This is a genomic window from Weizmannia sp. WK01, assembly GCF_025905465.1.
GTDB lineage: Bacteria > Bacillota > Bacilli > Bacillales > Bacillaceae_C > Weizmannia > Weizmannia faecalis.
In genome coordinates this window covers 859,551-872,717 of sequence record NZ_CP109616.1, presented here as the reverse complement: position 1 = coordinate 872,717, position 13,167 = coordinate 859,551, and the positions used below count along the sequence as shown (strand labels likewise).

The 13,167-nt window shown below is 45.3% G+C and carries 11 protein-coding genes and 1 pseudogene; 6 read left to right on the top strand and 6 right to left on the bottom strand.

Annotated features, from left to right (window positions below; genetic code table 11):
- Positions 1-67: 67 nt before the first annotated feature.
- Both OF158_RS03970 and fbpA read left to right on the top strand, forming a co-directional pair.
- Positions 68-832 carry an alpha/beta hydrolase gene (locus tag OF158_RS03970; RefSeq protein ID WP_035182320.1) on the top strand — a complete coding sequence of 255 codons (765 nt, stop codon included), beginning with the start codon at positions 68-70 and terminating at the stop codon, positions 830-832.
- Between the two features lie 42 nt (positions 833-874).
- The gene (gene fbpA / locus OF158_RS03965; protein WP_014095964.1) at positions 875-1,060 is read left to right on the top strand and encodes a Fur-regulated basic protein FbpA; all 186 of its coding nucleotides are present in this window, start codon (positions 875-877) and stop codon (positions 1,058-1,060) included.
- A 308-nt stretch (positions 1,061-1,368) separates the two neighbouring features.
- Here the strand turns inward: fbpA and OF158_RS03960 are convergent, their stop codons facing one another.
- The 5 genes and pseudogenes from OF158_RS03960 to OF158_RS03940 all read right to left on the bottom strand — a co-directional run bounded on the left by OF158_RS03960 (position 1,369) and on the right by OF158_RS03940 (position 6,901).
- On the bottom strand, positions 1,369-2,148 hold the full coding sequence (locus OF158_RS03960) for a Cof-type HAD-IIB family hydrolase (protein WP_014095965.1): 780 nt from the start codon (positions 2,146-2,148) through the stop codon (positions 1,369-1,371).
- A gap of 28 nt (positions 2,149-2,176) precedes the next feature.
- On the bottom strand, positions 2,177-2,719 hold the full coding sequence (locus tag OF158_RS03955; RefSeq protein WP_014095966.1) for an SIS domain-containing protein: 543 nt from the start codon (positions 2,717-2,719) through the stop codon (positions 2,177-2,179).
- A gap of 132 nt (positions 2,720-2,851) precedes the next feature.
- Complete coding sequence (locus OF158_RS03950) at positions 2,852-3,811, bottom strand: LacI family DNA-binding transcriptional regulator (RefSeq protein WP_014095967.1); 960 nt, start codon at positions 3,809-3,811, stop codon at positions 2,852-2,854.
- Positions 3,812-4,117: 306 nt separating this feature from the next.
- Positions 4,118-5,508, bottom strand: a pseudogene (locus OF158_RS03945) (MFS transporter).
- Between the two features lie 331 nt (positions 5,509-5,839).
- Positions 5,840-6,901 (bottom strand): NAD(P)-dependent alcohol dehydrogenase, encoded by a 1,062-nt coding sequence (locus tag OF158_RS03940; protein WP_035182323.1) that lies wholly within the window; start codon positions 6,899-6,901, stop codon positions 5,840-5,842.
- 224 nt (positions 6,902-7,125) lie between these two features.
- Here OF158_RS03940 and OF158_RS03935 point away from each other — a divergent pair, with 224 nt between their 5' ends.
- The 3 genes from OF158_RS03935 to OF158_RS03925 all read left to right on the top strand — a co-directional run bounded on the left by OF158_RS03935 (position 7,126) and on the right by OF158_RS03925 (position 11,844).
- Entirely contained in the window at positions 7,126-9,645 is a 2,520-nt protein-coding gene (locus tag OF158_RS03935; protein WP_035182325.1) for a tetratricopeptide repeat protein, read from the top strand.
- A 300-nt stretch (positions 9,646-9,945) separates the two neighbouring features.
- Positions 9,946-11,097 (top strand): radical SAM/CxCxxxxC motif protein YfkAB, encoded by a 1,152-nt coding sequence (gene yfkAB / locus OF158_RS03930; protein ID WP_035182328.1) that lies wholly within the window; start codon positions 9,946-9,948, stop codon positions 11,095-11,097.
- A 150-nt stretch (positions 11,098-11,247) separates the two neighbouring features.
- A complete protein-coding gene (locus OF158_RS03925; RefSeq protein WP_035182330.1) occupies positions 11,248-11,844 on the top strand; it encodes a hypothetical protein in 597 nt (198 codons plus the stop codon).
- A gap of 396 nt (positions 11,845-12,240) precedes the next feature.
- On the opposite strand, the gene OF158_RS03920 is transcribed toward OF158_RS03925, so the two are convergent.
- Positions 12,241-12,447: a hypothetical protein gene (locus OF158_RS03920; RefSeq protein ID WP_014095973.1), complete on the bottom strand. Its 207-nt coding sequence runs from the start codon at positions 12,445-12,447 to the stop codon at positions 12,241-12,243.
- A 200-nt stretch (positions 12,448-12,647) separates the two neighbouring features.
- Between OF158_RS03920 and OF158_RS03915 the strand changes: the two genes are divergently transcribed.
- A complete protein-coding gene (locus OF158_RS03915; protein ID WP_014095974.1) occupies positions 12,648-13,073 on the top strand; it encodes a universal stress protein in 426 nt (141 codons plus the stop codon).
- Positions 13,074-13,167 lie beyond the last annotated feature (94 nt).

Sequence of the window (13,167 nt, the reverse complement as noted above, 5' to 3'; positions counted from 1 at the left end):
ATTGGTTTAAAATTATGTTAACATTTTAAATTCACTGACCGTATAAATGTTAGGAAGGAGCTCTTTTATGCATGAATACTATCCCGTTCTTTCGGGTGCAGAATCCTTTTTTATAAAAGGAAATGAAATTGGCATTCTCATCTCGCATGGCTTCAACGGCACCCCGCAGAGCGTCCGCTTTTTGGGAGAGGCACTGGTATCGGACGGGTTTACGGTTTTCGCGCCAAGATTAAAGGGACACGGGACGCATATCCTGGACATGGAACGCTGCACTTACAAAGACTGGATTGCTAGCCTTGAAGAAGGTTATCAGCTGCTGAAACAGCATTGCCGCGATATTTTTGTTATTGGCCAGTCAATGGGTGGCACACTGGCTTTGCATCTCGCGGAAAAACACCCGGATATCCAGGGAATAGTGTGTATCAACGCGGCTATCCAAAGCATTCCTGAACTGGAAAAATGCCTGGCGAAAGGACGGTTTATTCAAGAGGGCCCGCCGGATATTAAAGCAGCGGGCGTGCATGAAATTTCATATGAAAAAGTGCCGGTGGCTTCCATCCGTGAGCTTCTGTCCGTGATGTGGGAAACGCGGGAAAACCTCTCCGCCATCCATTGCCCCGCACTTTTGTTCCAATCAACAGAAGACCATGTCGTGCCTCCTGAAAATACAGAGTATATTGCCGCGCATATTCATGCCAGCCGGAAAAAAATCGTACCGCTCCGCAACTCTTATCATGTCGCAACAATGGATCATGAAAAAGAATGGATTGCGGCCCAATGTTCATTATTTGTTCAAGAAATTGCGCATATCGAAACCCGTACGGAAATATGATGAGTTTTAAATCATGCTCCAAAAGAATGGGAGGATGCTCATTTGAAAAATTTTCTACGGCACGCGATAGAGAAAAAACGGCAATATTTGATAGAACAGCTGATTGCTCTTGGCGCCTATCAGGAAGATGACAAGCAGCTTTTCACCCTGACATTGACGGAACTTGAAACAGAATATGCATACTTCAGCAAAATCAGCCAAGAAAAAGAAGCGTCCGGAAGAGAATAGTTTTGCCGGCGCTTCTTTTTTGTGTATTTTTTTAAATGCCCAAAAACGGCATAGACGTTCCTGCCACAGTAAACGTGACACCTTTATTTAGGGCTTGCTGAACGAATCCAATTCTGAGTTTGTCTGCAAGCTCTGTCTCAAAATATAGCAGAATTCTTTTGCAGAAATGGGTGATTTTATCTGATTTGGCTTACGAGTGCAAGCTTTTCACCGGATTTGTTGTAAAACTAGCATTTAAATGGTTGCCAAAGCTGTCAGCATCCTTGCCAAATCTAAGCAGTTTGCTTATTCAGCTAGCTCTGTACAGGTTATAACAGCCCTACAATTTGCAGACCGTGGGGAATGCCCATGTCTTCCACCGATTTTGTAATGTATTTGGCGGCAGCCTTTACCTTTTCTTCCGCATTTCCCATTGCCACACTGTTTTTAATCATGGACAGCATTTTAATATCATTTAACCCGTCGCCAAATGCATATTGGCGTTCTGGAGGAAAGCCCAATTTTTCAACAATCTTTTCAATTCCTCTCGCTTTTGACCCGCCTTTTGGCAAAACATCGACGGAAAGCGGATGCCAGCGAATAAATTCAAAATCCGGAAACGCCTGTTCATACTGTTTCTCTTCCCCTTCTGAACAGAACAGGAGCGCCTGGTACAATTCACGCCCTTTATAATAATGCGGGTCATACGCAGGCAACCGGCCAATTTTCAAAGACGTAATGCTTTTTTCAATATCCTCGTGGTTTGGCACATTGGCCTTCATGTCTTCATGGTCCATGTAGACAAGCGGATGCTGGTGGGAAAGGGCATATGCAGTCAATTCTTCAAGCGATTGCCTGTTTAACGGATTTTTAAACAATACCTCTCCGTTCATAACAACATATTGCCCGTTATAACTTACAAAAGTATCCATCCCGAGTTCCTTCCGCAAATCTTCAAACATAAACGGGGCCCTGCCCGTTGCAATGGCTGTGACATGGCCATCGCTTTTCAGCTTATCTATCGCTTTTTTGGTTGTGACAGGCAGCTTCTTCTCATGTGTCAGCAAAGTCCCGTCGATATCAAAAAAAATCACGCTTTGTTGCTTCATATTCTTCATAATCCTTTCCCGTTCTATTTCAAGCATACTCATTTTCAGGATGCCGTTTTTTCATTAAAGATGCTGTAATGACATCATAAATCAAAAAACTCAGCAGTTCAAATAAGGTTCCGATTCTATCCGGGGTGAGGCCGGCCTGTTTTATGCTTTCAAATTCAGACGATTCGTCCGGCAACAAGACCGTCACATCCGCCATTTTTGCAAGGGTTGATGCGGGAGAAGCCGTGATGGCCACAATGTTTATACCGTGGAGCTTGGCTTTTCGGGCGGCATTCAATAAAACGGGATTTTCTCCTGATTTTGAGCTGAACAAGATGGTATCCCCTTTTTTAGGAACAGGGGAAATTAAGTCGCCAATCATCCCAACCCGGAACCCCAAATGGACCAGCCTGTTGGCAAAGACACGGAGGATCATTTCCGAACAGCCCGTTCCTGCCAAAAACAAACGATTCGACCGACCAATCACCTCTACAACCTGCTCTAATGGTTGATCGTCTACTTTACTGCACAAACTGGCATACAGTTCTAAAACCATGGCCTTTGCATCTTCCAGTATATTCACTTTTCTCCCTCCCCGTTTGATAAAGCACAAGCATCCCTTTTGCGGCACTGCTGCAGACGCCGTTTTTGTTTTGGCAGGCTGAGGTTGGCCGGGCTTTACACGCGGCAGGACGAAACTTCCCAGCCTATATCCCTATACCGTACCTCTTTCAATGAGTGTTGCTGAGATTTCCTTGTTTTTAATTTCCTTTGTCAAAACCTGGTGGACAAGGTTCCGGCCCATTTCAACAAGCGGAATATCTATCGTTGTAATATTCAGCATTCCGGCAATCGGTTCATTGTCAAATCCGATGATCGCCAACTCATCCGGAATAGAAATTTGCTGTTTGTTGCAACTGATGACAATCCCCGCTGCAACCTGGTCGCTTGTTACAAGCAATGCCGAAGGAGGCGGGTCCATTTCTTTTACCCGGCTCAAAACCCTTTCTCCATCCTCATAGTCGTAGCATTGGTCAAAAATATATTCCGGATGGTGCGGCAAATGGTATTTTTCATGGAAATCCCAATAGGCTTTATCGCGATTCCGGCTGTTGGTGCCGGATTTCCTGCCGATGCAATACCCGATTTTCGTATGGCCTTTCCGGTACAAAAATTCCAGTGCATCCATAAAAATTTTATAGTGGTCAATATAGGTTGACGATATTTCGCCGCCTTTTACACATTCACAAAGCGCAATCGGCCCGAATGGCAAGTATTCTTCAATTTTGCGCATACTGCAGGCGCGCGAACAAATGATTAAACCGTCAATTTGCTTTTGTTGCAGCATTTGTAAGGCTTCCGTTTCCCTGCTTTCCATATAGTCTGTTTGAAACAAAAGCAGTTTATGGTTATACTCCAGCGCCTGCTTTGCGATCCCTTTCAATAAAAGGGCAAAATAAGGATGATCTGTAAATGGCAACACGACCCCGATCAATTTTGTTTTCCCTTTACTTAAATGGACGGCATTGATGTTTTTATGATACCGGGTCGCTTTCACCGCTTTTAAAACAGCGTTCTTTTTTTCTTCACTCACATACGGATGATTGTTCAGCACACGGGAGACGGTCGTCACAGACACGCCGGCCATTTTCGCCAAGTCTCTAATATTTGTCATAACCTCACCTATTAAAACACTTGCGATTTTTCAGCAGGCATCCATGCTTTAGGATGGAAGTGTTTAAACCAAGCCCCTGCCAGCAGGCTCATTTTTATGTATTTATAGTGTAAATGATGAAACGCATTTCATGTCAATTTTTATTTTTGCAAAATCCGTTTCGATGTTGAAACAGAAAAGCGCCGGTGAAGATGTGGACATGCAAAAAAGGGCTGGTTGCTGCAGCCCTCCCGTTTTACCGGGGAAAAGGGGACCGGCATCCCGGCCGGCCCCTTGATCTGTTCAAAAACCCCCGTACATGCGGTTTCATCTTCTCTGCTCCAGTTCCTTCATCATCTTCTTGTATCTGTTTTCTGTAATCGGATAAAAGCTGATCAGCAAAACAGACAGCAGGATGAAAATGCCAGGGATGATGGCATTCATGTCCTTAATCGCTTGAAGGGATGAAACGGACTGGGCTACATTTGGAACATAGCCGGCCTTGTTTAAAAAGAACGCTGAAAACGAACCGGCGAGCGCAACACCCAGTTTATTGGTAAAACTCATACTCGAAATCACCACACCGTCTGCGCGGATTCCCGTTTTCCACTCTGCATAGTCCACACAATCCGCAAGCATCCCCCATGCGAGCGTGTTCAGCGGGGTGGTAAAAAACCCGGAAACAAACAGTAAAAACAAAATCAGTGGAATGGAGGAATATGCTGTAAATTGCAAGCCGACATAAGAAATCAGGGAAAGGGCTGCCGAAATCATCATGACGTTCTTCCTGTCCCATTTTTTGGACAGGCTGGGGATGAAGATATTGCTGATCAGCGCAGCACCAAAAAATAACAGCGTCCCCATAAACACCAAATCTTTGCGGTGGACATTATAGGTGAAGTAGTAAACCATTGTCGTCAATTTAATGTTAAAACCGACGGCAAAAGCCAGGAAAGAAGAAGCCAGGATGAGCAAAGGTTTATTTCGGATCAAGACGGCCAATGTTTTCTTTACACCGTGTTTTTTTCTGGTTTTATAGCGACCCTCTCCCGCACTGTCAGGAAACTGATCAAATTTAATGCAAAGCTTGCGGCCGCATAAACAAGCGCCGTGAGTTGAAATCCTTTTGCCTGGTCATCGCCGCCGAAATATTGGGCAAGCGGTGTTGCACAAGATATGGAGAGAAGAATTCCGATATAGACCAAAATCATCCTGATCGTTGTCAATAATGTCCGTTCCTGTAAATTGTCCGTCATTCTTGCAGTCAGGCTGTTTACCGGTATCGTCTGCATGCTGAATGACATCCCGAGCAAAATATAGGTCACGTATGCATAAATTCTGTTGCCCGCCACACTAAAATGGGGCGTTGTAAAACATAAAAAAGTAAACAAAGCAAGAGGAACTGCCGCCCATAATAAGTACGGCCGGGCTTTCCCCCATCTGCTCTTTGTCTTATCCATAATGACGCCCATCACCGGGTCAAAAACGGCATCCAAAACGCGCACAACAAGGAACAAAGTGCCAATGATAGCAGGTGAAATCCCGTCCACATCGGTATAATAGAATAACAGATAGGCGTTTACGAACTGGAAAATAATATTATAAGACATATCCCCGAGCCCGTAACCGATTCGTTCCGTCCAAGACAACCTGCCGCCGGAAGCGCTCTTTTGATTTTCCGCTGCATGGAATCGTACTGTTTTATCAGAAACCAACATAGGTGATACCTCCGAATGCGTTTTCAATGATTCGTTCATTCAACTGCCTGCAGAAAAACAGACATTTTGTACCGGCTTTTCCTTCAAACATGCAAATGGATGATGGATGCGGGTGGCTTGAAATTCATCGGCCAGCCCGCATCATCCTCCCCATTCTATGATTCGTGTGACATCCTACAGGCCATCATGATTTCGATCCTATTTTTCCGGTGAAACCCATCCGGCCCGCGCATGTAGATTGCAACCATTTTCTATAAAATGAACGAATGATACTACCCTTTTCCTAAATAGGGATGCCTCGCTCTTGTTATAAATGAACGGCTCAGTATTTTCAGTTGTTCGGATAAACCATGACTTTCAGGCATTCGTTCTTGAAATTCAGTGCGCGTTCCATCGCCTGATAAGTATCTTCCAAGGCATATTGATCCGTCACCAGTTTTTTCACATCCGCGATGCCGGAAGCCAAAAATTTTATGCCTTTTGGATACGTATTCGCATAACGGAAAACACCGTAAATATCAATTTCATTATCCGCGATAAATGGGACGTTCAACGGAATTTCATTTTGAGCCGGTAAACCGACAATGGCCAGCTTCCCGCCGCGGCGTACAGATGCAAGCGCTGATTGGAGCGCTGCTGGATTACCTGCTGTTTCCCAAGCAACATCAACCCCCTTGCCATTGGTGATGTCTTGAATTGCTTCATAAGGATCTTGTTCGCGAATATTGATCGCATAGGTAGCGCCCATTTCTTTTGCCGCTTCAAGCCGCAATGGTTCCAAGTCCGTTACAATAATGTTCGACGCTCCGAAGGCCCTCGCTGCCACAACAGCCATTAAACCGACCGGACCCATTCCCATAATCGCTACGGTCGATCCCGGTTGCAGTTTTGTTCTTGTGGCTGCGTGAATGCCAACGGAAAAAGGTTCAACAAGAGAAGCCTCTTCATAAGAAAGCGCATCCGGAATGGCGAACACAAAGTCTTCTCGCATTTTAATATATTGGCAAAAGGCACCATCTACAGGAGGGGTTGCCAAAAATTGGACATGTGGGCAAAGATTGTAACGCCCTTCTTTACATGCTTCACAATGCCCGCAAGTGACACCTGGCTCAACAGCGACTCTGTCCCCTACTTTAAAATGGCGGACTTTTGAACCAACTGCTGCAATTTCCCCTGCACATTCATGCCCGAGAATAAACGGCTTGTCCACTACATATTTTCCAATTCTGCCCGTTTCGTAATAATGTAAATCCGAACCACAAATGCCGACCGCCATGACTTTAATTAAAACTTCATTTTCTTCAATTTGCGGAACAGGCAATGTCTCAATCGAAATATTTCGTGTCCCGTGCATCACTGCTGCTTTCATTGTTTCAGGTATATGGTTTGTCATCTTCAAAGTCCCTCTCTTTGAAAAACTGGATTTCCGGAATATACCGTGATGAAAGCGCATTCATTTTGGCATATTCTGTTTTCACTATTTTTATCATACAAAACGGATGAAAGGGGAACCAGCTATTGTTGCTGTATAAAAGGACAGCCGCACTGTATGTTTTATGCTTAAATTTTAGACTTCGGTTATTATATTGATAAAATATAGGAAAGGAGGTGAGGTCCTTGGCCGAACTTGAAAACCAAAAAAAGTTTTCCAGTCTGCTATCTTCCGGTGTTAAAGCTTTAAAACAGCACCCGGATTACAAGACAAATAGAGAAGCCGGCAACAAAACCGGGCAATCTTACATGGAAAAAATCGCATACAAACTAGGTGTATCCCCTAACACCGTTAAAAGCTGGATCGGCCAAATGGGATCGAAGTATATTCCGGGCCGGATCGAGGATGCCAAACTGTTCGGCATCATCTGGCTCATTCTTGAAAAAGGATGCATGAATGTAACGTGGTTCATGGAATTGCTGGAAACCACTTCCATCCCTGTCATCGAACCGGCATTGCCGGCATGGGTGGCGTCCTGCCTTAAAAAAGCAAAAACGATGAACGATAACGGGACAATCGGTACACCCCCGCCTGAGGAAATCAATATGGTCATCACCCGTCTGTTTGGAAACGCCGCTGTGCTTGAAAGCGAAGAGAAAAACAAATTTTCCGCGCACAACCTGCCCGCACGCTGGTCAGGGCGCTTTATTGGTAGAAAATCAGATTTACAAGCCATCTATCACTGGCTTCTTTCCCCTTCGCCTGTTTGTTCCATTACAGGGTGGGCCGGCGTGGGAAAAACGACGCTCGCCCTTGAAGCCGCTTATGCTTGTGCAGGGGAACCGGGTGAAGAAGCGGCAAATGTCTCTGATAAGTGGCCCGCGTTTCACTGCATCATTTGGTTCAGCACCCATTTAACAGGGTTAAGTTTCAATGATTTTTTAAATACAATCGCTTACCAGCTTGGACTGACAGAACAAATCGATAAACCCGTCATGGAAAAACGTTTTGCAGTGCGGCATGCTTTACAGCTTTTTTCCAGGGAACAGCCGATACTGCTTATTGTGGATAGTATGGACGCCGCTGAAAAAGAGGTGCTTGAATTCATTATCAACCTCCCTCAAGGCGTAAAAGCGATGCTGACTTCCCGTGAAAACTACAATCAAGATTATAAAGACGCTTTTCAAAATTTCACAATTGTCAAGTTAAAGGGATTAAACGAAAAAGAGGCACTTTCATATTTGTCATTTGTCATCCGCGAACATTTGCAAACCGGCAGTGCACCTAACCAGGAAGAGTTGCGGCATCTGACACCGGAGATGCAGGCAAAGCTGATCAAAGCGGCCGCCGGGAATCCAAAAGCGCTGTCCCTCTGTATTGCCTATATCAGCGACGGCGGCATTCCGGCAGAACAACTCATTCAGGAAATCGAAAGCGCCGGGTATTCATTACTGGAGTTATTTGAATTTCTTTTCGGGAGAACATGGAAGCGCATCGATGAAGCAGCCCGCCGTTTATGGCAGGTGCTCTGTTTTTTTGAAAAGCCGCCCGTTGAAGCTGCCTGGGCCGCAGCGGCAGGATTAGATGCCAGGGGCTTTTATGCAGCAGTTGAACAAATGCGGAATTATGCGCTGATCCATCCTGACCGGACAGACGGAAAATTGCGCTACCCCGCGCATCAAACCGTGATTGCTTACGGTGAACAGCACTTGTCGGAAAACCGGCAGCTGGAAAAAGAGGCGCGAAAACGATGGGCTCGCTATTATATCCATTTTTTGGATACCCATTTAAAACGGGAACAGCCCAATATATTCTATTGGCGCTATCTGCTTGGCCGGGATCTCGATGATCTGAAGCAGGAATGGACGAACATTCGCAAGGTAATGGAATGGGCCAGCCAATCAGACGAAAAGGAAATATTGATTGAATTCGTAGTTCGTACCAGCCATTTCTTAAGCAGGGTCAATCTGCCTTTACGGGTCGAATACGGGCGAAAAGCAGCTGATTTTGCTGCTGCACTGGACAAAAGCATGCTCGAAGCTTTCTTTCGGATTGATACGGTTGGATGGGCGCTGATGGAAATGAATGAGCTTGAAGAGGCGCTCATACAAATTGATGCCGGGCTAAAGCGGCTATCCGGCCTGGATGCTGGCAATGAGGATACCCGCGACTTGATGGTCTGGGGGCATGCCTTAAAATCAAGGGTGCTTCTCAAAGCGGGCGACCCCGATCAGGCAGAGGCCATTCTTAGCAAAGTCATTCCGGTCCCATCCACCCCGATGATCAGGCACCGTGTTTTATTGGTCCAGGGCGATTTATATTTGGAACGGAAAAAATACAAAGAGGCCATCCGTGCATATGAAGCTGCAAATCAAATCAGCCATGCTTACGGCGGGGAAAAGACGATTGAAGCCTATTTTAATCTCGGCATCGCATACGTGGAAAATCAGCAGTTTGAAAAAGCGGCGGCGGCATTTGAAAAGATGCTTTATCAAAAAAATAAAGCCAACCCGATTGAGTTAATGTACTATCACTACGGCATGGCCAGATTATTTGCCAAAAAAGGCGATTTGGCATACGCCCTTTATTCCAGTCAGGAAGCCCTTCATCTCGCTGCGTCATGGGAACAAAACATCAGCATCCGCGATGAAACAGAAAAATTCAATCAGTTTATAAAGAAAAAAATCCAATATCAAAACGGATGAATGGCGTCGGTCTAGGTGCCCGTGCCATAACGAGCCTTGCATCAGAGAAAAATGACAAACAGCCGGCGCAACTTTTCAACACAGACGTCACTGCTTTAGCGAAGGCAGCATACCGTACTTTTTACGAAAAACACCCGGAGCCCAGGAAATGGAATCTGCGAAAAAAGAAACAGGCTGCATGTTATAATGAACCATGGCATATATAGGAAAAAAGCAGAAAAAGGAGGGGCCTGCCGTTTGGAGGTGGAATCATGCGCAAAGCAGGCGCCCGGATTGACTTTTTGAAAAAGGAGCACAAACATGTTAAAAGAAGAAACACAACGAAGCATTACGCCTGAATACGATCCGTGGGAAGCATACATGGACATCACGACGCACGGCAAACTGACTTTGTCGAATATTGAATTCACAACGACCACTTTATGCAATATGCGCTGTGAACATTGTGCGGTCGGTTACACGCTGCAGCCAAAAGATCCGGATGCGCTGCCGCTTGATCTGCTGCTCAGGCGGCTGGACGAAATCAGCACACTGCGCTGCATCAGCATTACCGGTGGCGAACCGATGTTATCAACCAAATCTGTTGAAAATTACGTTCTGCCACTGTTACAATATGCGCATGAAAGAGGGATCCGCACCCAAATCAATTCCAATTTAACAATGAAACTCGAAAAATATGTGCAAATTGTGCCTTATCTCGATGTGCTGCACATTTCCCACAACTGGGGAACTGTCCGTGATTATATTGACGGCGGGTTTGCCAACATGCGGATCAAGCCAAGCGATCAGCACGGGGAAAAAATGTTCAGGCGCATCGTAGAAAACAGCCGCGCCTTGTCGGAGATGGGCGTGATGGTTTCTGCGGAAACGATGTTGAACAAACGCACTTTGCCTTATATGGAACAAATCCATCATCAGATTGTCGAAGAAATGAAATGTGCAAGGCACGAAATTCACCCAATGTACCCAAGCGATTTTGCCGCTGATCTTGAAGTGCTCAGCCTGGATGAAATCCGGGAAGCCATCCACCATTTGCTCGATATCCGTGATGAAAGCGTGTGGATGTTGTTTGGCACGCTGCCATTTTATCCGTGCAGCACTAACCCGGAAGACCAGGCATTATTGAAAAGATTGTACGAAAGCAAAAATGTGACCCTCCGCAATGATCCGGACGGCCGCTCCCGCCTGAATGTCAATATTTTTACCGGTGATGTGATTGTCACGGATTTTGGCGATACACCGCCGCTTGGCAATATCCAGCATGACAGACTGCCCGACGTCTTTGAAAAATGGCTCAAAACACCCATTGCAAAATCGCTGAACTGTCATTGCCCGCAAGTCAAATGTCTCGGACCGAACATTTTAGTCAAAAATGCTTACTATAAAAATATTGATTTTACCCAACGAAAAGCAGTCATCGACATGCAGGGCGCCTCTTCCAGGATGGGCTAAAAATGGCAGAAGCATGGGGTGCGCCTGCCCCATGCTTTCTCGTAATCTCAACTACTTTTATCCTGGTTATTTTCATTCTAATGCGTTACAATACGCAACAAAGATGATTGGATGCAGCATAAAATGACTTTTGATCAGGAGGGAATAAAATTGGGTTGGTTGATCGGGATTATCATTATTATCTTGCTCGTGTATTTTTTAATCATCCGTCCTTTGATCGAGCGGAACCGCCCGCAAATCATTGAACCGCGAAGAAGCATTTACAATGGAGATGCCTATGACCCGCACCCGGAGCAAACCGGATGGAACGAGGGGGGCAATGCCGGAATCGGCCGGTTTGGCATGTTTGCCGGCGGGATGGCAACAGGCGCTTTGCTGACGTATTTACTGGAACAGGGCAGAATCGGTTTAGACCAGTTCGAGCATTTTCAAAATCTTGATGGCAACGATCTGTTGCAAGAACTGGAAGAGCAAAATATTTTACAACAGGATGAGATTGACCATCTCCAAGATACTTTAAGCAACTTTGAAGACAATGGCCATGACGGTCATGAAGACGGGGATCATGGAGACCACGACCAGCAAGATACCGGTTTTGATTTGGCTCATTTCAGTTCCCATGAGGATCATGACACACATGACAACGACCAGCAAGACACCGGATTCGATCTGGCTGATTTCAGTTCCAATGATGACAATGACTTTGGCGGATGGGATAGCGGATCGGATGACAATAACTGGCTGTAAGCATATAAACAGAACAGGTGCCGCAACCAAAAGCAGATGCAAGTTATGACTTGGTGGAGGCTGGCTTTAAAAAAATTTACGGAACAGGTGCTGCAACTGCCTGTTCCGTTTCCTTATGACGGGTTTCCAGCAGGCTAACCTGCATTGGCATTTGCCCAAAGGCTTTGCAAGGGCTAGAACTTAGAAATGAGATTGGCAGCGTAGAACTATTTACAACTTTGTCCAAAGGTTTTGCAAGGGCTAGAACCTACCGCTCCGGGCAAGACAGATCCATCGCTGTTCCATTGTTTGCAGCGACAGTACCCACTCGAATCTTGGCGAAAAACATACTAGAAGCACTCGGGGATTCGGATTCCGTTTTTATCGGCCATCCCGCGGGTGCTTTGCTTACAAGGTTTACGGTTTGTACTTTTTTTCGCTTGAAGAAGTCGTTTTTTTGTCATGATCCGTTTTTTCTTCAAGCTTTTCTTCTCGCAAGTCTTCCATTGGGATCGGGTCAACTGTTTGTTCACTCATAAATTTATCATGCATGTCTTCGTTTTCTGTTGCAAATTGTTCGGGGTTGTCCATTTTCCGTTGCGATTTCTTTTTGTTTTCGTTCATTTCATATCACCTCGTATGGTTCAATACCCTTTATTTTTCCGAAAAAAACAGAAAATATCCGACGAACATGCAAAAAATAAACCGTGCCTGTCCACCCCAAGGGGCAGAGATTTTGTGTTTTTCTCGTATTCTCTGTTAATTGTTGCAATTTTTTATGATATGATAAGGTTGATGAGAAGAAAGCCGATGGAGATGATTTTATGTTTAATCGTATTCTTGTGGCAATAGACGGTTCAAAAATGAGTGAAAAAGCACTGAAATCCGCACTGAATTTTGCAAAAGAAAGGTTTACAAAAATCGGTGTCATCCATGTGGAGAAAAATCCGGTTATTCCGGAGGGGATGCCAAATGCGTCAATAGATACCCTTTATTCTGAACAGCAGAGGGACGGGGACGATTTGCTAGACCAAGCCGCCGCTCTTGCTGAAGAGGAAGAAATTGAGATAGAGAAATTTTATGAAACGGGCGATCCCGCTGCCCAGATTGTCAGAAAGGCGGAAGAAGGAAACTATCAGCTTATCATTATGGGAAGCAGAGGACTCGGCAATCTGAAGGGGCTCATGCTTGGCAGCGTCAGCCAGAAAGTCACCCAGCTTGCCAAATGTCCGGTACTGATTATAAAATAGTCCTGTTTCAAAAGCCTGTCCTGAAATACCGGACAGGTTTTTGAAATTGAACCGGGCAAGTGCCTCTCTACATATAGGCCCCTTACGTAAACTT